Below are 18,027 nucleotides of genomic sequence, written 5' to 3' on the forward strand. Positions count from 1 at the left end.
CGCGTTGTCGCCGCCGAGCAGGATGTCGATCATGATGATCTGGCCGACGGCAAGCCAGAACTCGGGGGTCATAAACTGTTCCATGGGCAGAAGGGCGGTGGCGTTCCGCGAAGAAAGGAAAGTGTGGTCACCGCCGCGGCCAGCGGCGTGGCGCGACGCTGCGCGAACGGGTTGGCCGCCATGCGCGGCTGGCCCCACTGCGCCACCGCCGCCGGCTGCTGCGCGGCCATCGCCAGGCGCAGGTATTCGGACGCCTTGGCGAACTGGCCGCGGGCGCGGTAGTGGCGGGCCTGCTGCGCCAGCACCTCCGGTCGGTCGGGCGCGAGGCGGCGGGCCTGCTCGAGCGCCTGCGCCGCGGTGTCGCGGTCCTTGCGGGCATCGGCGGCGGCAGCCAGGCCCAGCCAGGCGTCGACCTCCTCCGGGCGCTCGCGCAGCACCGACTCATAGAGCGCGATCGCCGCATCGGGCTCGCTGGCGCCCAGATGCATGCGCGCCAGCGCCATCTGCAGCCGCGGCTCGCCCGGGCGCTCCTGCATCAGCGGCGCGATCGCTTCCCAGGCCGAGGCCAGATCGCCGGCCTCGCGCAGCAGGTCGGCCTGGCGCACCGAGTAGCCCAGGCGCAGCTCGTCGAGATCGCGGCGCTGCGCCGGGCCGAGCTGCTGCAGACGCGCCATCGAGATCAGCTGGCCCAGCACCCGCGACAGCTCGGCATCCTGGCGGGTCTGCAGCAGCAGCGCGGCATGGCGCAGCAGCAGCGCCGGGCCGGCCTGCGGCTGCGCGGCCAGCGTGGCGCGGATCAGCTGCGCCGCACGCGCCTCGTGGCCGAGATCGAGATAGGCGCCCGCCACCGCGCTGATCAGGTCCGGATCCTGGCCGGCGGCGCCTTCGGCCTCGGCCAGCAGCGCGGCCGCGGCCGAGGGCTGGCCGGCGCGGTACAGCGCCACCGCCTCGGCGGCCTGCTCCTGCACCGCCATGCGGCGATGCAGCTGCGCCATCGCCGCCGAGCGCTGCGCACGCGGGATCTGCTCGAGCGAGGCCAGCGCGCCGGCGTGATCCTTCAGCTCGGCCTGCAGCAGTGCACGGGCCTGCAGCGCATCGAGCCGCTCGGCGCCGGCGGCGGGCAGCGCCATCGCGTCGAGCTGCGCGCGGGCCTCGTCCAGCCGGTTCTGGCGCACCAGCAGCTGGCCCAGCGCCAGACGTGCCCAGGCCGACTGCGGCGCCAGCGCCACCGCCTGCTCCAGCAGCGCCTGCGCGCCGACGCTGTCGCCGCGCTGCTGCGCCTGCTCGGCCTGCAGCCGCAGCTGGTTGGCGCGCAGCGTGCCGGCGCCTCCCAGGCGGGCGAGCTGGCTGTCGTCGAGTTCGCGGATCATCGCCTGGGCCTGGTCGACCCGGCCGCTGGCGCCCAGCACGCTGATCAGCCCGGCCAGCGCGCGCACCGGGCGCGGCGTGGCCTGCAGCGCGGCGCGGTAGGCGCTCTCGGCCTGCGGCAGACGGCCCTGGGCCGCGAGCAGGTCGCCCAGCAGGATCTGGGCCTCGGGCTCCTTCGGATCGGATTCGACCGCCGCCCGCGCCAGGCGCAGCGCACGGTCGGTGTCGCCGGCCTGGCGGGCGGCGTTGGCCTCGCCCAGCGCCTGCCAGTGGCGGGCGGTGCGCTCCATCGTCTTCCAGCGGCTGCCCGCCGGCTGCGCGGTGGCCCGGCCCAGCAGCTCGACCGCCTCGTCGAAGCGTTCCTGGCGCAGCCGCGTCAGCCCCAGGCCGCCGAGCGCGTCGACCTCGCGCGGACGCTGGCGCAGCAGGGTCTCGAACTGGCTGGCGGCCGTGTCGAGCTCTCCGGCATCCAGTGCGGCATAGGCGGCCTTCATCGCCAGATCGCGCGGCGAGGGCGCGGCGGGCACGGCGCTGGCGCTGGCGCTGCCGGCCGGCGTCTTCTCTCGCGCCTGCAGCAGCGCGCTCAGGCGCGGGTCCGGGCCGACGCTGCTGATGTACTGGCGCAGCTGGGCCGGATCGGCCGCGCTGCCCGACCACAGCAGCGCCTGCAGCCAGGCGGTGCGTGCGTCCTGGCGTACGCTGTTGGGCACGTCGGTGCGCGCCGCCAGCGCGCTGAGGCGGCGGATCGCCTCGTTGCGGGTGGGCATGCGGTAGCTCAGGTGCCGGGCATAGGCCAGCTGGACCTGCCCCTGGCTGGGCTGGGCCTGGGCCAGCCGCTCCAGGCCGATGCGCGCCTCGTCCCAGCCCTCGTTGGTGCCGCCCAGCGTCTGGTAGTACTCGAGCGCCAGCTCGTCATTGGCCGGCTTCGTCCCCAGCGCCTCGCGGTAGGAGCGCGAGGCCGCGTCCGCCTGGCCCGCCTGGGCCTGCTGGCGTGCGGTGGCCAGCAGGGCCTGGCTCGTGGTGCGGGTGCGCACCTGGCGGCTCAGCCGCTCCAGCGCCGGATGATCGGGCCGGACCTTGCGCAGCCGGTCGACATAGGACTGGGCTTCCTCGAAGCGGCTCTCGTCGATGTTCAGCACCGCCATGCCCTGCAGCGCGTCGGGATGGCGCGGATCGACCGCCAGCAGCTTGCCCCAGAGCTGGCGGGCCATGTCGGGGCGGCGGTTGCGTTCCCAGTGGCGGGCCTGCTCGATCAGCGTCTGCGTCGCGGCGGTGGTGGAGGCGCCTTCGGTCGACGGGCTGGCCGCGGCGGCGCTGCCGCTGGCGCTGCCCTGCGCGTGCGCGGCGCCGCCGAGCAGCAGCAGGCAGCCCAGCGCGACGAGATGCACGGGAAAGGCCGCGCCGGGGCGCAGGCCGTTCAGGCGGAGGTCGGAAGAGGTCGGCATGTCGGATCCAGAGGAGCGGTCGGATAGCGGACCGGTGCGCGGCGGATCAGCAGACCGTCGGCACCGGACTGCCAGCGGCCCTGCAGCGCGCCGATGGCGAACAGCATCAGCACCAGGTCGTAATAGCGCAGCGGCTGGCTCATCGCGGCCTGCAGCCGCGTGAGCCGGCGCGCCAGCGCCGCGCGGTCGCCCAGCGCGGCCAGATAGGGCAGGGCGACCGCATCGAAGCCGGGCGGTCCGGCCTCGATCAGCGTCGCGCGGGTGGTCGAGAGCTTGCCCGGCGGCGGACCGTCGCCCTGCAGCCAGGGCTGCAGGCCGCCGAGCGCGCGCAGCAGCGTGGCGCGCACCGGGTCGCCCGGCGGCAGCACCGCCGCCCACAGGTAGCAGCGGATGGCGTCATAGCCGCCGATGTCGCCCTTTTCCGCGTCATGCGTCAGCCAGCGGCCGCTGACGCCGCCGGGCAGCGACATGCGCGAGCGCTCGAGCTGCCAGGTGACCCAGTCCGGCGCCAGTCCGTTCAGGCTGACCGCCTGGATCATCTTCACGCCCTGCTGCGCCAGCTCTGCCCACGGGCCCTGCGGGTCATGGGTGGCCAGCGCGCGCAGCTGGTGCACCGCGCTGTAGCTCGGGTTGAAGCGCCATTGCTGGCGGTCCGCGGAGACGAAGCCCTGCGGGCCGGGCAGCAGCATCAGGCCCAGGCCGGGCACATCGACCACTTCCTCGCGCTGCACCCGCCTCAGGATGGCGCGGGCGGTGTCGGCATGGGCGGGCTGCTTCCAGAGCCGAGCGGCCTCGAACAGCGCCTGCGCCAGCCACAGGTCGGCATCCGAGGCGGCGTTGGCGTCGAGCACGCCCCAGCGGCCGTCGCGCAGGCCCCATTGCCAGGCCGGCAGCCGGGCCGAGAAGTCGCCGCCGGCCAGGTTGTGCCGGGTCCAGTCCAGCACCTTGTCGAAGCGCGCCCGGTCATCGGCGACCAGCGCGAAGAACAGGGTGTAGGTCTGGCTCTCCGAGGTGCTGACCCGCTCGGGCGTGTCATGGTCGACCACCCGGCCGTCGGGCTGCACGCACTGGGCGACGAAGCGGCGCCAGAGATGATCGAAGTCCAGGCAGGTGCCGGGCGGCGGGGCGGGGGCGGGCGGCGGATCGGCCACCGGCGTCAGCGCGGCCGTGGCGGTCGCGGGCGGTCGTGCGGCAGAAGGTGCGGCGCCGGCCCCGCTCTCGACGCAGCCGGCCAGCGCGCCCAGCCCCAGGCCGAGGCTGCCCAGGCCGGCGCCGAGCAGCTGTCGGCGTGCCGCATCGACCGCGGGCGGCCGGGCAGGGGCGGCCGGCTCAGAGCGGCGAGCCCGCTCGGCGTCGTATCGCATGGCGTTGCAGCAGCACGAAGGTGATCAGGGACAGGGCGAGGATGGCGCCGAACAGCACCAGCCACAGCAGCACCGGCTTGTTGGAGAGTTCCCAGCGCAGTCGGGTCAGCCAGGGCAGCTCGCCCGAGCCGTAGGTCGGATCGGCATACCAGGGCCTCACGCCCTCGGGCGTCTCGTCGCGCACGCTCGACAGGTGGCCGTGAATGCGCCGCAGCCGCTCGGCATCGGCCAGCGCGTCGGTCAGCAGTTCCAGGTCGGCAGCGGTCGCGCCGATCAGCGCCACCACGCTGCGACCGGCGCGCAGCGGCGACTCGAAGCCGGCGATCACCGCCGGCGCCTCGACCGAGCGGAAGGTCTGCTGCGGCAGCGGCGGGAACTTCGGGCGCTGCCACAGACCGTGCAGCCAGCGTTGCCAGAACGGCACTTCCTGCGTCTCGGGCAGGTCGCCACTGCCGGCCACCGGCAGGTCCCGGAAGGGCATCGCGCGCACCCATTCGGTGAACAGCGGCTGGCTGCCGGCGCTGCCGATGACCACCAGCTCGCGCTGCGCGACCCGGTCGATCTCGCGCACCCGCACCACCTCGAGCAGACGCCCGGCCACTCCGCTGCCTTCGCCCAGCCGCGAGGCCACGCCGAGCATCGCGTCGATCTCCTCGCGCATCGGCAGGTCCGGCAGCACGATCGCGGTCTCCGACAGGTCGGCCATGCGGGTGAAGGGAAATCCGGCATTGGCGAACGCGGCCAGATCCGGCATCGGCAGGTAGTGCGGCACGTCCGAGAAGTCGATCGTCGAGCTGCCGTCGATGATGGTCGAGGGCAGGCTCCAGGCCTCGTCGGGGCGGCCGCCCTGGCTGTTCTCGGCCTGGGCCTCGCGCAGGCACTGGGCGCGCTCGTCGAAGGGACCGTGGTCGATGCGGATGTTGACCGCGTTGTAGGAGCGGGTGCCCAGGCTCTCGACCGGCAGGCGGATGCGGTGGCGGTGCTCGCGCTTGACCTCCTTGTCGTCGATCTGCTGCCACAGCTGCTCGAGCCAGCGCCGGGGCTGGCCGGCGGCCAGGTTCTCGGCGAGCAGCGGCTCCTCGTTGTTCAGGCGCAGCTCGATGCTGGCCTGCTCCGGCCGGGGATCGCTGAACGGTCGCGGCGAGTGGGTCAGGCGCAGGTCGATCGGCACCACCCGTTCCCGCCAGGCGAACAGGTCGGGCGGCAGGCGCATCTGCAGCGAGGTCATCATCGAGTTGCCCATCGCGTCCGGCAGCGTGCCGGAGAAGCCCAGCTGATCCAGCTGATCCTGTCGCAGCAGCTCGTCGAAGCGCACCGGCCGCTGGGTGCTGGTCCAGCGCAGTGCGTCATGGGGCTGGCGCGGCGCGACCTCGGGCAGGGTGTCGATCACCGCCGAGCTGCCCTGGGCCGGCAGCTGGCCGCGCACCAGGGCCTCCACCGCCCGGCGCAGCTCGGTGCCGTCGCGGCCGAGCAGGTAGAGCACCTTGGCCCCGGGGCGCGAGGGATGGCTGCCCAGCACCACGGTGGCGCCGGTGATCGGCGGCAGGCTGACGCCGGCCGGGCGGTCCTGCGCGGTGGCCAGCACGATCGCATGGCCGGCCGGCAGGTCGGCACGCGAGCGGATGCGCGCACCGCGGTGCCCGGCCAGCGCGCCGAACCAGGACGCCAGCTGCCCGGCGGCCTGCAGCGTCGAGCCGTCCGGCCGGTCCGAGGTCACCAGCGTCACCTCGGTTTGGCCCGGGTCGCGGCGGTCGAAGAAGGGCGAGGGCAGCACCGACAGGTCGTTGGCCAGCGGCAGCGGCTGCACGGTCAGCTGCAGGCTCGAATGGCCGTTGACGCTGACCCGCGGGAACTGCGCGCTGTCGCACTGCGGCGGTGCGGCGAACTGCACCGTCAGCTCGTTGCTGTCGGTCAGCAGCTTCGGGTCGAGCTCCAGTCGGGTCGAGAACTGGCCGCTGCGGTCCAGCCCGGAGGCCGGCGGCACCGCGATCCGTCCGACCGTCTCGCTGTTGAGCTTGACCACCAGCAGATCGTTGCGTCCGAGCAGATCGGGCGAGGGCGCCAGCATCAGCGTCAGGGTCGCGCGGCGCACCAGCTCGTCGGTGCGCAGCTCGAAATGCAGCCGCTGGCGGAACTGGCCGCGACGGACCTCGTGCGGATGGTGCACCTGCCCGATCTGGCTGAACGGCAGCGTCAGCTCGCGGCCCTCGGCGTTGCGGCGCACGGTGAACTTCAGGGCGCCTGCGGTTTCTGGCGGTGGCAGGATCGGCGGGACGGGATGCTCCGGCGGGGCGGCAGTCCGGGCGGGCTCGATGCGCTCCGGTGTGCCCCGGGTCTGGCCGGACCAGGCCGGCGCCAGCAGGCACAGCGTCGCCGCCGCCAGCGCGGCCTTCAGGTTCAGGGGACGCCTCATCATGCGGATGCGGACGAGGCCGGCGGTGCGGCGCCGCCGTTGCGGCGCAGGAAGACCTGCGCGCAGCCGCGCAGGCCGAGCCGGCACACTTCCGCCAGCGCATAGGCCGGCCGGTCGGGGTGGTGACGATCCTGCACGCCGAGCCAGGTGTCGGCGCGCGCGAAGGTGCACTGCACCAGATCCATCTGCTGCTCCAGCGACATGTCCTCGAAGCTGAGGCCGTGCGAGCGGCCGTTGCGGAAGGCGACCCGGGCGCTGAAGCGAGGCGGCTCGTCGCCGCGTTCCATCCACAGCGTCAGCGGGGTGTCGCGCTCGAAGGCCAGGCCGTCGGGCATGCGCACCTTCAGGCCACCTTCGGAGAAGTCCTCGGTCTCGGCATGGAAGGGCGCGGTGCCCGGGCCCTGCAGCCGCACCGGCAGTCCGAACTGCACCCGGTGCGACTGGCGCACCTGGCGGGTCTCGGACGCGGCGGAGGCGGCGGCGCCGAGGATCATCAGGTTGTAGACGGTCCACAGCATGTTCAGCACGACCGTCTCGATCTGGTCGTTGCTGTCATGCAGCTTGTAGTCCAGCCCCGGCACGCCCAGGTCGCCCCAGCCGAACTGCAGCGCGGCCATGCGCAGCAGGCCGACCACCATGCCCGCCATGTTCACGCTCAGCAGCACCACATAGGGCCGCGCGATGCCCCAGTCGAAGTAGTCGCGCTCGATGTAGCCGCCCTTGGCGGTGACGTTGAACTTGCCGGCCTTCGGGTTGATGACCGCGTACAGCGTCGGGCGGAAGATGTACCAGGCCAGCACCGCCTCGTAGACCTCGGCCCAGAAGGAGTGCCGGAACTGGCCCTGCACCCGCGAGTTGACCTGGTTGGCGTGCGACAGGTGAGGCAGCGCCATCGCCGCGATCATCAGCGCGCTTTCCTGGATGACATGCGCGCCGAAGAACAGATAGGCCAGCGGCGCGGTCAGGAAGATCAGCCGCGGGATGCCGTAGAAGAAGTGCAGCATCGCGTTCGAGTAGCACAGCCGCTGCGCCAGCGTCAGCCCCGGGCCCAGCAGCGGGCAGTCGGTGCGGAAGATCTGCGCCATGCCGCGCGCCCAGCGGATGCGCTGGCCCACATGCGCCGACAGGCTCTCGGTGGCCAGGCCGGCGGCCTGCGGGATCGAGATGTAGGCGGTGGTGTAGCCCTTGCGGTGCATCTTCAGCGCGGTGTGCGCATCCTCGGTGACCGTCTCGACCGCCACGCCGCCCACTTCCAGCAGCGGATCGCGCCGCAGCACCGCGCAGGAGCCGCAGAAGAAGGTCGCGTTCCAGAAGTCGTTGCCGTCCTGGACCAGGCCGTAGAACAGCTCGCCCTCGTTCGGGATGCGGCCGAAGGTGCCCAGGTTGCGCTCGAAGGGGTCCGGCGAGAAGAAATGGTGCGGCGTCTGCATCATCGCCAGTTTCGGATCGCGGTAGAACCAGCCGATCGTCATCTGCAGGAAGGAGCGCGTCGGGATGTGGTCGCAGTCGAAGATGGCGATGAACTCGCCGCGGGTGTTCTTCAGCGCCTCGTTGATGTTGCCGGCCTTGGCGTGGCGGTTGTGGTTGCGGATCACCCAGTTGACGCCGACCTCCTCGGCGAACTGCTTGAACTCCTCGCGCCGGCCGTCGTCCAGGATGTGGATGTGCAGCTTGTCGATCGGCCAGTCGATGGCCATCGCCGCCAGCACCGTCGGCTTGACCACCTTCAGCGGCTCGTTGTAGGACGGGATGAAGATGTCGACATGCGGCCAGTCCTCGATCGGCAGGTTCAGCGCCACCGGGCGACGCTGCAGCGGCCAGATCGTCTGGATGAAGCCCAGCACCAGCACCACCCAGGCATAGATCTCGGCCACGATCAGGCCGGTGCCGAAGAAGATGTCGACCGCCTTGTCCATGTGCATGGTCTCGGTCAGCCGCCAGTACAGATAGCGTGTCGAGACGGTCAGCGAGACGAAGGTCATCACCAGCGTGATCAGCCGCCCCGGGTACTTGTTCAGCACCCAGGTGCAGGCGAAGCACAGCACGCCGAAGATGAACTGCTCCTCGAGCTCGAGCGGCACCGACATCACGGTGACCATCAGGAAGAGGCCGCACAGCAGCAGGCCGGCCTGCAGCGCGCGGTATTGCCACAGCCGCCAGCCGGTGATCGGCCACAGCGAGTCCAGCAGCGTGCGGGCATGCATCGGCTGCCGGTGGTGGGGGCGCGAGCGCTGCGGCTTCAGCCGGGATCTCAGCGAACGAAGGCGCGGCAGTTCGGCCATGGGGTCGGGGGCGTCAGCGGGAAACAGGTCAGCAGGTCAGCCCGCGCTCATCGGGGCAGCGACGAGGCGAGACGATCGAAGAGTCGGTCGAGCCGCTGCGTCGGTGCGGCAGCAGGCTCTCGCGAGGTGCCGGCCGAGCCCTCGCCCAAGGCGGAAAGATCGAGTCCGTCGGCAGGCCGGGCGTCGCCGCTGAGCCGGCGTGCCAGGCTGGAGAGCGATGTCGGCCGGGCCGTTGCGGCCGGAACCTCGACAGCCAGTGTCGGGGCTGGCTCCGTGCGGGGGGCTGGTGCTTGCAACAGGAATGCAACAGGTGTTGCCGCGGCGGCCTGCAGCGGGGCGAACCGTGCCTCGGTGTCCTCGGGGTTTTCCGCAGGATCGAGGCGAATATCAGCTGATTCTCCGGCGGAAGATTCTCCAGCCGGGGCAGGTTCCACAGTTTCCGTGTCGACCTGCGCTGCGACGGTTTCCGACAGGGCAAGTTCGGCCAGGGCGGGCGCAGGTGCGACGGCGGGGGGCTCGTCCTGGGGGCCCTGCGGCAGATCGGCAGGCACGGTCAGCGCTGCGGGCTGGGTGCGGCCGAACAGGCCGCGACGGCTGTGGCCGCCGCGCGCCGCGTTGTACTTGCTCACGTCCTGGTAGATCCCGGCCTCCGGACCGATCTGACGCAGGAGGTTGCTGATGTCGTCGCCGATGTTCATCGTTCGGGCTCCCTGTAGGCGGTGTCTGGGCGGTGGTCTGGCGGTGGTGGCAGGCGTCAGGAGGTCAGCACGAAGACCAGCGTGGTGTCGGGCGAGCTGCTGCTGCCCGGCATCTGCCGCACTCTCAGGCGATCGCCGGCGCCGGCCGCCTTCAGCCACTGCTCGTAGGCGCCCTCGAGCAGGGCGCCGGACCAGGCGCGCGCCGACACGCCGAAGGCCGCGTCCAGCGGCGCGCAGTGGTGGACGATGCGCAGCGCATCGCCGGTGTCCTGCAGTTCCACCCAGCCCCAGTCCATGTCGGACCAGAGCGCGTTCATCGCGGCCTCCAGGTCGGGCAGCAGCTCCAGCGCTGGAAGAGGGCGTTCGCGAGACATCGCGCCGCCGAGCCGGCGCATCAATGCGCGTGCGCCGTCCGGGCCGAGCCGCTCGGCCAGTTCCTGCCCGAGACAGAACAGGAAGGGTCGCCACTGGCGGGAACACTGGTGCTGCTGGTGATATTCGTGATCCGAGGTCGGGCGTTTCATTGCCTGTAAAAGCTGGGAAAATTTATCAATTCTGCAGAAATGGCGCCTATTACCACTTATTCTGGGGATAGTAGCATGGCACTTCCTGGGGTATTGCAAGTTTTTTCTCTTCGTTGCGAGTTGTCGGCTTTCTGTTACTGATGGCATCGGATTTCTGTCGCACAAGTCATGAAGTCGATGGCTGGCTTTCCTCCTTTGGTGGGGATCCTGCAAGGTGCGGGCTGGCGCCGCCCGGCGCTACCATCGGGTCCGGACATGCCTGTGGAGCCGTGGAGTCTGCCGATGAAAGTGCTGCTGATCGATGACCATCCGCTGATCCTGTCGGCGATGCAGAGCGTCATCCTGCAGATCGACCATGGCATCGAGGCGGTCACCGGCGAGTCCGCCGCCGAGTGCCGGGCGGTGCTGGCGAGGCGCCGCGACTTCGATCTGATCCTGCTCGACCTGCAGCTTGGCGATGCCGACGGCTTCGAGCTGCTGGCCGAGCTGCGCCGCGAGCATCCCGCGCTGCCGGTGATGGTGGTGTCGGCGTCCGAGCGGCCCGGCGATGCGTTGCGCGCGATCGATGCCGGCGCGATGGGCTTCGTGCCCAAGCGCTCCAGCAACGAGCTGCTGCAGGACGCCGTGCACCTGGTGATGTCGGGCGGCATCTACATGCCCGAGCTCGTGCCCACCGACCGGGTCGAGCCGGGCCCGGTCCCGCCGCTGGCCGCGCCGGCTGGCGTGGCGGCGGCCGGACAGGCCTTGCGCCCCGGCGCGCGCGTCCGGACCGGCGGCTCGCTGGCCGATCTCGGGCTGACGCCGCGCCAGCGCCAGGTGATGCAGCTGCTGCTGCACGGCAAGTCGAACAAGCTGATCGCCCGGGACCTCGGCATTTCCGTCGAGACGGTCAAGGACCATGTGGCTGCGGTGCTGCGCAGCCTCGGGGTGACCTCGCGCACCCAGGCGGTGCTGGCCGTCGGCCTGATGAGCGATCTGTCCGAGGGCTCCCTGTCCTGATCCGCGGGGCGGGATCGGCATGCTCATGTCCGCATCGATGCGCTCCTGCTCGCTGATGTCGCGGGTCGGTCGGCTGTGGCTGCCGGGGGTGCTGGCCTGGGGGCTGGCAACCGCCTGGCTGCTGCCGCGGGCGGATGATCCGCTGCGGCTGGCGCTGCTGGTGCCGATCGCGCTGCTGTGCCTGGGTTCGCCTGCCGTTTCGCTGGGCCGTGCCTGGCTCCAGGCCGGGCTGGCGGGTCTGCCGGTGCTGGCAGCGGTTCTGATGCCGCCGTTCGACGCGCGGCGGGCCTGGCTGGTGACGGTGCTGCTGCTGGGGTCGACGCTGCTCGGGCTGCATCACCGCCGGCTCTTCCTGACCCAGCAGGTGCTGCGCGACCGCACCGCGCTGCTGATGGCCGAGCTGGCGGCCGAGAAGGAGGCCGCCGAGGAGGCTCGGGCGGTGGCCGAGGCCGCGACCCGGGCGCGCACCAGCTTCTTCACCGCGGCCAGCCACGACCTGCGCCAGCCGCTGCATGCGCTGGTGCTGTTCACCAAGTCGCTGCAGCTGCGCAACCGCGACCCCGGTCTGGACGAGACGCTCGGCCAGCTGGCCGGCGCGATCGAGTCGCTCGATCATCTGTTCGACCGGCTGCTCGACCTGAGCAGCCTGGATGCCGGCGCGGTGAAGGTCGATGCACGTGCCTTTCATCTTCGCGAGGTCTATGCGCGGCTGAAGCCGCATTTCGAGCCGCAGGCCTTCGACAAGGGGCTGTCGCTGTCCTTCCGGGGCGGGCGCCATGCGGCGCTGGCCGATCCGGTGCTGGTCGAGCGCATCCTGCGCAATCTGCTGTCGAACGCGATCCGCTTCACCGAGGATGGCGGAGTGCTGGTGAGCTGTCGCTCGCGCCCCGAGGGGCTGCTGCTGCAGGTCTGGGATTCCGGGCCCGGCATCGATGACGCGCAGCTGCCACGCATCTTCGACGAGTACTACCAGGTCGGGCCGGGTGAGGGCGATGCGGTGGCCGAGGAGCCTGTGCCGCGCCGCGGCCGCGGGCTGGGACTGGCGATCGTGCGCCGGCTGGCGCTGCTGATGGCGCTGCCGCTGCGGGTGGACTCGCGGCCCGGCCATGGCACGGTCTTCACGCTGCAGCTGCCGGTGGCCAGCGCCGCGCAGATCGAGGCCGCGAGCCGGATGCCGCCTGCGCCGATGCGCACCCTGCCGACGCTGCAGGGCATTCATGTGGTGTGCATCGGCGAGGCGGCTGCCGCCGAGCAGGGTGCCGCTGGCCTGCTGCGCGGCTGGGGTGCCAGCGTCAGTGCCTTCGCATCGGCGACCGGACTGGCCGCCTGGGCCGCGGTGCAGCCCCGGGTGCCGGCGCTGCTGATCGCTGACGCCCGGCTGTCGAGCGGAGCGGACGGCCTGGCGCCGGTGGGGCTGCTGCGCCGCATCTTCGGTCAGACGGTCCCTGCGGTGCTGCTGCTGCACCAGCTGCCTGCGGGCGATCCGACCGGCTCGACCTTCACCCCGCACGAGCCCGATGTGCATGCCCTGCCGCATCCGGTGACGCCGAACCGGCTGCGCGCGATGGTGGGCGCCAAGCTCGGACCGCGCCCGGCGGCCACGCCGGCCGGCACCGTACAATCCCGCTCCCCGACCTGAAGCTGAAGCGACCGAGAAGGCAAGAGAACCATGTCGATGCACGACCGAGACGGAAAGATCTGGATGGATGGTCAGATGGTGGACTGGCGCGATGCCAAGATCCATGTGCTGACCCACACGCTGCACTACGGCTGCGGCGCCTTCGAGGGCGTGCGCGCCTACGAGACCGTGAACGGCACGGCGATCTTCCGCCTGCGCGAGCACACCGAGCGCCTGTTCAACTCGGCCAAGATCCTGCGGATGAAGATTCCCTTCACGATCGAGCAGGTCGAGGAGGCGCAGAAGGCGGTCGTGCGCGACAACAATCTGGCCAGCGGCTACCTGCGCCCGCTGACCTGGGTCGGCTCCGAGAAGCTGGGCGTCAGCGCCAAGAACAACACCATCCACCTGATGGTCGCGGCCTGGCCCTGGGGCGCCTACCTGGGCGAAGAGGGCCTGAAGCGCGGCATCCGCGTCAAGACCTCCAGCTACACCCGCCACCACGTCAACATCACGATGACGCAGGCCAAGGCGGTCAGCAACTACACCAACTCGATCCTGGCCAACGCCGAAGCCACCGACGACGGCTACGACGAGGCGCTGCTGCTCGACGCCAGCGGCTTCGTGTCCGAGGGCGCCGGCGAGAACATCTTCATCGTGAAGAACGGCGTGATCTACACGCCCGACCTGTCGGCGGGCGCGCTCAACGGCATCACCCGCAACACCATCTTCCACATCGCCAAGGATCTGGGCCTGGAGATCGTGCAGAAGCGCATCACCCGCGACGAGGTCTACATCGCCGACGAGGCCTTCTTCACCGGCACCGCCGCCGAGGTCACGCCGATCCGCGAGCTCGACCGCATCGAGATCGGCATCGGCTCGCGCGGCCCGATCACCGAGAAGATCCAGTCGGCCTTCTTCGACATCGTCGGCGGCCGCAATCCGAAGTACGCGCACTGGCTGACGCCGGTGAACGGCTGATTTCCTGATCCATCAAGGCATCGAAGGAGTGATCGAGATGAGCGACAAGAAAGACGTCGTCGAGGTGCTGGCCTCGGACCTGCAGGGCCCGGGCGTGGTCTTCTGCCCGAATCCGAAGATGACGCTGTGGAACCAGCATCCGAAGGTCTACATCGACCTGTCGCACGGCGGCGAAGGCAAGTGCCCGTACTGCGGCACCGTCTATCGCCTGAAGGCCGGCGAGAAGATGCCGTCCCACCACTGAACCGGCTGCTGCCTTGACGACGCGCTCGCTGGTCGTCGCGCCGCAGTGGATCGGCGACGCGGTGATGAGCCAGCCGCTGCTGGCGGCGCTGGCCGCGCGCGGCGAGACGCTCGCGGTGGCGGCGCTGCCCTGGGTCGCGCCGGTCTACCGCGCGATGCCGGAGGTCGCCGAGGTGTTCGACCTGCCGTTCGCGCATGGCCGGCTCGACCTGAAGGCGCGCTGGCGGCTCGGCCGCGGCTGGGCCGGGCGCTTCGAGCGGGCCTATGTGCTGCCGAATTCGATCAAGGCGGCGCTGCTGCCCTGGTTTGCTGGCATCTCTGAGCGCATCGGCTACCAGGGCGAGGGCCGGCCGCTGCTGCTGAACCGGCGCCGCCCGAATCCGGCCGAGGCGCGCCCGCCGATGGTCGCGTTCTACGCCGCGCTGGCCGAGGCGCCGGACGCGCCGGCTCCGGCGCGCGACGCGGTGGCGGACCCGGTGCTGCATCTGCCGCCCGAGCGGGTGCGCAAGGTGCTGACCGGCCTGGGCCTGTCGCGCCGCGGCTACTGGGCGATGGCGCCGGGCGCTGAATACGGCCCGGCCAAGTGCTGGCCGGCCTCGCACTACGCCGCGCTGGCGCGCACGCTGCACCAGCAGTCCGGCCAGCCGGTGGTGCTGCTGGGCTCCGGCAAGGAGGCGGCGATGGCGCAGGGCATCGCCGACGAGGCCGGCTCCGGCGTGCAGGTGCTGGCCGGGCGCACCACGCTCGACGAGGCGATGGCGCTGGTGGCCGGCGCACGCGGCCTGGTCAGCAACGATTCCGGCCTGATGCATGTCGGCGCCGCCTTCGGCCTGCCGCAGGTGGCCGTCTTCGGCTCGACCAGCCCGGAGCACACCCCGCCGCTGAACACGCGCGCCGAGGTGATCTGGCTGCGCGACGAGCTGGGCCTGGACTGCGCGCCGTGCTTCCAGCGCGTCTGCCCGCTCGGCCACACCCGCTGCCTGGCCGAGGTCGCGCCGCCGCGGGTCGAGACCGCGCTGCTGCAGCGCGTCGCGGCGGCCGAGCGCGAGCTCGACCATCCGGTCGCCGGACTGCGGGTGGTGCGCTGACGCGCGTGCAAGGGGGCTGAAGCGGCGCTGCAGCATTGCTGCGTAGAATCCGCGCCATCATGCCGATGACCCGCGAATTCGTTCTCACCCTCTCGTGTCCCGATGCCAAGGGCATCGTGCACGCCGTCTCCGGCCTGCTGTTCCAGGCGGGCTGCAACATCATCGACTCGCAGCAGTTCGGCGACGTCCTCGGCGAGGATGCGACCGGCCTGTTCTTCATGCGGGTCCATTTCGAGGCGCCGGACCACCTGGCCGATGCCGGCACGCTCGACCGCCTGTTCGGCCATGTGCGCCAGCAGTACGCGATGAGCGCACAGGTGCGCAGTCTGGCGCGCCGCCCGCGCCTGATGCTGCTGGTCAGCAAGCACGGCCACTGCCTGAACGACCTGCTGTTCCGCTGGAAGAGCGGCCAGCTGCCGGTCGACATTCCGGCCATCGTCTCCAACCACCCCGACTTCGCCGAGCTGGCCGCCAGCTATGGCATTCCCTTCCACCACCTGCCGCTGCCCACTGGCAGCAGCGCCGCGGTCAAGCGCGAGCAGGAGCAGCGCATCGAGGCGCTGTTCACCGAACTCGACATCGATCTGGTGGTGCTGGCGCGCTACATGCAGATCCTCAGCACCGAGCTGTGCCAGTTCCTGCAGGGCCGCGCGATCAACATCCACCACAGCTTCCTGCCGAGCTTCAAGGGCGCCAAGCCCTACTACCAGGCGCATGAGCGCGGCGTGAAGCTGATCGGCGCGACCGCGCACTATGTGACCGCCGACCTCGACGAGGGCCCGATCATCGAGCAGGACGTCGAGCGGGTCGACCACACGCTGAGCCCGGAGGACTTCACCGCGGTCGGCCGCGACGTGGAGTGCGTGGTGCTGGCGCGCGCGGTGCGCTGGCATGTCGAGCACCGGGTGCTGCTCAACGGTCGCAAGACCGTGGTCTTCCGCTGACGCCGACACGAGGAGCCCCCGATGCCCGCCAGGCCGCCCAAGGTCGCGCTGATGACCACGCCCGACGAGACCGAGGCCCAGTTCTACGAGGCGCTGCAGCGCGGTGATCTCGACCGGGTGATGGCGGTCTGGGCCGATGACGACGACATCGCCTGCATCCATCCATCGGGCCCGCGCCTGCTCGGGCTGCATGCGATCCGTGCCGGCTACGAGTCGCTGCTGCAGGGCGGCGGGCTGAATCTGCGCATCGCGCAGGTGCGCCGGCTGGTGGTCGGCAACAGCGCCGTCCACCATGTGCTGGAGGAGCTGCGGGTCGAGACGCCTGAAGGCACGCAGAGCGCCTGGGTGCTGGCCACGCATGTGTTCGTCAAGACGCCGCAGGGCTGGCGTCTGCTGGTGCACCATGCCAGCCCGGGCAGCGCAGGCGCGGTGCAGGAAGTCGGCGACGAGCCCTCGATGCTGCATTGAGCGCGGCCACCGCTTCCACCGCTTCTCCGGGGCCGCTGCCGCCGGCACCGGCCTGGCTGCCTGGCGGGCAGCTGCAGACGATCTGGCCGGCGCTGTTCTCGCGCCGCCATGCGCCGGGCCGTGCACCCGTCTGGGCGCGTGAGCGCTGGGCCACGCCGGACGGCGACTTCATCGACGTCGACCGGCTGCAGCCGCGCCAGAACCCGGCGCCGGGCCCGCAGGCGCCGCTGCTGGTGATCTTCCACGGCCTGGAGGGCTCCTCGTCCAGCCACTACGCGCAGGCCTTCGCCGAGCGTGCCGAGCAGCTGGGCTGGGCCTGCGCGCTGCCGCATTTCCGCGGCTGCTCCGGCGAGCTCAACCGGGCGCCGCGCGCCTACCACTCCGGCGACTTCGAGGAGATCGGCTGGATGCTGGCGCGGCTGACGCAGGGGCGCGAGGGGCCGGTGCATGCGGTCGGCGTCTCGCTGGGCGGCAACGCGCTGCTGCGCTGGGCGCAGGAAAGCGGCGAGCAGGCGGCACGCCAGCTGCGCTCGATCGCCGCGATCTGCGCGCCGCTGGATCTCGCGGCCGCCGGCGACGCGATCGGCCGGGGCCTGAACCGGCGCATCTACACGCCGATGTTCCTGCGCACGATGAAGCCCAAGGCGCTGGCCAAGCTGGCGCAGCATCCGGGCCTGTTCGATGCCGCGCGGCTGCGCGCGGCACGCGACCTGCGCGAGTTCGACGATGTCTTCACCGGCCCGCTGCACGGCTTTGCCGGCGTCGACGACTACTGGCGGCGCGCCTCGAGCCGCCACCGGCTGGCCGAGATCCGCGTGCCGGCGCTGGTGATCAATCCGCTCAACGACCCGTTCGTGCCGGCCGGCAGCCTGCCGGCGCCGCATGAGGCCGGCCGTGCGGTCGAGCTGTGGCAGCCGGCGCACGGCGGCCATGTCGGCTTCGCCAGCGGCGCCTGGCCGGGCGAGGTGCGCACGCTGCCGCAGCGGGTCTGCGACTGGCTGCAGGGGCGCGACATGGGCCTGCGCGCGGATCTGAGGCAAGATCCGCTGCATGGATGAGATCGTCAAAGCGGCCCTGCGCAAGTGGCCGAACGTTCCCGCCTGCCGGGGCTGGCTGGCGCTCGATGCGCGTGGCGACTGGTACATGCGCGACGACCGCACGCAGGCGGCCGGGCCCTTTCCGCAGTCCAGGGGCAGCCGGGTGGTGCACGACAAGCTGCGCGAGTTCATCGGCCGCAACTACGAGGTCGATGCGTCCGGGTGCTGGTATTTCCAGAACGGTCCGCAGCAGGTCTTCGTCGAGCTGGAGATCGCGCCCTGGGTGCTGCGGCTGCGGCGCGATGCGGCCGGGGCGCTGCATGTCGAGACCCACACCGGCCGGCCGCTCGAGGCCGACGCCGTGCGCGCGGCACTGGTCGACGAGCAGGGGCGGCTTTTCCTCGACACCATGATCGGCCTGGGCCTGGTCGCCTCCGCCGACATGGACCTGGCGGCCGACGAGGTGCTGGCCGGGCGCTGGCAGCCCGAGGAGGTGGCCTCCGTCACGCTGCCGGCACGCTGCGGCCATGTGCTGAGCCCGGCACGGGCATGAAA

At 71.5% G+C, this 18,027-nt stretch carries 15 protein-coding genes and 1 pseudogene; 9 read left to right on the top strand and 7 right to left on the bottom strand.

The window, feature by feature from the left end:
• The 7 genes and pseudogenes from HZU84_RS20535 to bcsD all read right to left on the bottom strand — a co-directional run.
• A pseudogene (locus tag HZU84_RS20535) lies at positions 1–84 on the bottom strand (TerC family protein); the annotation flags it as partial.
• Complete coding sequence (locus HZU84_RS10370; RefSeq protein WP_180692889.1) at positions 69–2,813, bottom strand: tetratricopeptide repeat protein; 2,745 nt, start codon at positions 2,811–2,813, stop codon at positions 69–71. The gene HZU84_RS10370 and the pseudogene HZU84_RS20535, both read right to left, overlap by 16 nt.
• Complete coding sequence (gene bcsZ / locus HZU84_RS10375) at positions 2,786–4,177, bottom strand: cellulose synthase complex periplasmic endoglucanase BcsZ (RefSeq protein WP_149504220.1); 1,392 nt, start codon at positions 4,175–4,177, stop codon at positions 2,786–2,788. Before bcsZ ends, HZU84_RS10370 begins: the two co-directional genes overlap by 28 nt.
• The gene (locus HZU84_RS10380; RefSeq protein ID WP_180692890.1) at positions 4,143–6,590 is read right to left on the bottom strand and encodes a cellulose biosynthesis cyclic di-GMP-binding regulatory protein BcsB; all 2,448 of its coding nucleotides are present in this window, start codon (positions 6,588–6,590) and stop codon (positions 4,143–4,145) included. The genes bcsZ and HZU84_RS10380 overlap by 35 nt, the downstream gene beginning before the upstream one ends.
• Positions 6,590–8,794: a UDP-forming cellulose synthase catalytic subunit gene (gene bcsA / locus HZU84_RS10385; RefSeq protein WP_149505303.1), complete on the bottom strand. Its 2,205-nt coding sequence runs from the start codon at positions 8,792–8,794 to the stop codon at positions 6,590–6,592. The genes HZU84_RS10380 and bcsA overlap by 1 nt, the downstream gene beginning before the upstream one ends.
• Before the next feature lie 125 nt (positions 8,795–8,919).
• Entirely contained in the window at positions 8,920–9,570 is a 651-nt protein-coding gene (locus HZU84_RS10390; protein ID WP_149504218.1) for a hypothetical protein, read from the bottom strand.
• Positions 9,571–9,626: 56 nt separating this feature from the next.
• The gene (bcsD, locus tag HZU84_RS10395; RefSeq protein ID WP_180692891.1) at positions 9,627–10,094 is read right to left on the bottom strand and encodes a cellulose biosynthesis protein BcsD; all 468 of its coding nucleotides are present in this window, start codon (positions 10,092–10,094) and stop codon (positions 9,627–9,629) included.
• Between the two features lie 282 nt (positions 10,095–10,376).
• Here bcsD and HZU84_RS10400 point away from each other — a divergent pair, with 282 nt between their 5' ends.
• The 9 genes from HZU84_RS10400 to HZU84_RS10440 are packed head-to-tail and all read left to right on the top strand — an operon-like array spanning position 10,377 to position 18,025.
• On the top strand, positions 10,377–11,093 hold the full coding sequence (locus tag HZU84_RS10400; RefSeq protein WP_149504216.1) for a response regulator transcription factor: 717 nt from the start codon (positions 10,377–10,379) through the stop codon (positions 11,091–11,093).
• Positions 11,094–11,118: 25 nt separating this feature from the next.
• Entirely contained in the window at positions 11,119–12,732 is a 1,614-nt protein-coding gene (locus HZU84_RS10405) for an ATP-binding protein (protein WP_149504215.1), read from the top strand.
• Between the two features lie 36 nt (positions 12,733–12,768).
• On the top strand, positions 12,769–13,692 hold the full coding sequence (locus HZU84_RS10410; protein WP_180692899.1) for a branched-chain amino acid transaminase: 924 nt from the start codon (positions 12,769–12,771) through the stop codon (positions 13,690–13,692).
• 37 nt (positions 13,693–13,729) lie between these two features.
• Positions 13,730–13,936, top strand: coding sequence for a zinc-finger domain-containing protein (locus tag HZU84_RS10415; protein ID WP_037486115.1), 207 nt, complete (start codon positions 13,730–13,732; stop codon positions 13,934–13,936).
• 13 nt (positions 13,937–13,949) lie between these two features.
• Positions 13,950–15,023 (top strand): lipopolysaccharide heptosyltransferase II, encoded by a 1,074-nt coding sequence (waaF, locus tag HZU84_RS10420; protein WP_180692892.1) that lies wholly within the window; start codon positions 13,950–13,952, stop codon positions 15,021–15,023.
• 59 nt (positions 15,024–15,082) lie between these two features.
• Positions 15,083–15,967 (top strand): formyltetrahydrofolate deformylase, encoded by an 885-nt coding sequence (gene purU, locus HZU84_RS10425; protein ID WP_149504213.1) that lies wholly within the window; start codon positions 15,083–15,085, stop codon positions 15,965–15,967.
• 21 nt (positions 15,968–15,988) lie between these two features.
• Positions 15,989–16,435: a YybH family protein gene (locus HZU84_RS10430; RefSeq protein ID WP_149504212.1), complete on the top strand. Its 447-nt coding sequence runs from the start codon at positions 15,989–15,991 to the stop codon at positions 16,433–16,435.
• Entirely contained in the window at positions 16,432–17,493 is a 1,062-nt protein-coding gene (locus HZU84_RS10435; RefSeq protein WP_244954296.1) for a YheT family hydrolase, read from the top strand. The genes HZU84_RS10430 and HZU84_RS10435 overlap by 4 nt, the downstream gene beginning before the upstream one ends.
• The gene (locus tag HZU84_RS10440) at positions 17,486–18,025 is read left to right on the top strand and encodes a DUF2946 family protein (RefSeq protein WP_149504211.1); all 540 of its coding nucleotides are present in this window, start codon (positions 17,486–17,488) and stop codon (positions 18,023–18,025) included. Before HZU84_RS10435 ends, HZU84_RS10440 begins: the two co-directional genes overlap by 8 nt.
• Positions 18,026–18,027: the final 2 nt, after the last annotated feature.

The organism is Sphaerotilus sulfidivorans, assembly GCF_013426975.1.
Classification (GTDB): domain Bacteria; phylum Pseudomonadota; class Gammaproteobacteria; order Burkholderiales; family Burkholderiaceae_C; genus Sphaerotilus; species Sphaerotilus sulfidivorans.

Excerpts from the sequence above, each read along its gene's own strand:
- bcsZ (WP_149504220.1), bottom strand. The coding sequence starts at position 4,177 with ATGCGATACGACGCCGAGCGGGCTCGCCGCTCTGAGCCGGCCGCCCCT.
- HZU84_RS10370 (WP_180692889.1), bottom strand. The coding sequence starts at position 2,813 with ATGCCGACCTCTTCCGACCTCCGCCTGAACGGCCTGCGCCCCGGCGCG.
- purU (WP_149504213.1), top strand. The coding sequence starts at position 15,083 with ATGCCGATGACCCGCGAATTCGTTCTCACCCTCTCGTGTCCCGATGCC.
- HZU84_RS10380 (WP_180692890.1), bottom strand. The coding sequence starts at position 6,590 with ATGAGGCGTCCCCTGAACCTGAAGGCCGCGCTGGCGGCGGCGACGCTG.
- HZU84_RS10410 (WP_180692899.1), top strand. The coding sequence starts at position 12,769 with ATGCACGACCGAGACGGAAAGATCTGGATGGATGGTCAGATGGTGGAC.
- HZU84_RS10415 (WP_037486115.1), top strand. The coding sequence starts at position 13,730 with ATGAGCGACAAGAAAGACGTCGTCGAGGTGCTGGCCTCGGACCTGCAG.
- HZU84_RS10400 (WP_149504216.1), top strand. The coding sequence starts at position 10,377 with ATGAAAGTGCTGCTGATCGATGACCATCCGCTGATCCTGTCGGCGATG.
- HZU84_RS10430 (WP_149504212.1), top strand. The coding sequence starts at position 15,989 with ATGCCCGCCAGGCCGCCCAAGGTCGCGCTGATGACCACGCCCGACGAG.
- HZU84_RS10440 (WP_149504211.1), top strand. The coding sequence starts at position 17,486 with ATGGATGAGATCGTCAAAGCGGCCCTGCGCAAGTGGCCGAACGTTCCC.
- bcsA (WP_149505303.1), bottom strand. The coding sequence starts at position 8,794 with ATGCATGCCCGCACGCTGCTGGACTCGCTGTGGCCGATCACCGGCTGG.
- bcsD (WP_180692891.1), bottom strand. The coding sequence starts at position 10,094 with ATGAAACGCCCGACCTCGGATCACGAATATCACCAGCAGCACCAGTGT.
- HZU84_RS10390 (WP_149504218.1), bottom strand. The coding sequence starts at position 9,570 with ATGAACATCGGCGACGACATCAGCAACCTCCTGCGTCAGATCGGTCCG.
- HZU84_RS10405 (WP_149504215.1), top strand. The coding sequence starts at position 11,119 with ATGTCCGCATCGATGCGCTCCTGCTCGCTGATGTCGCGGGTCGGTCGG.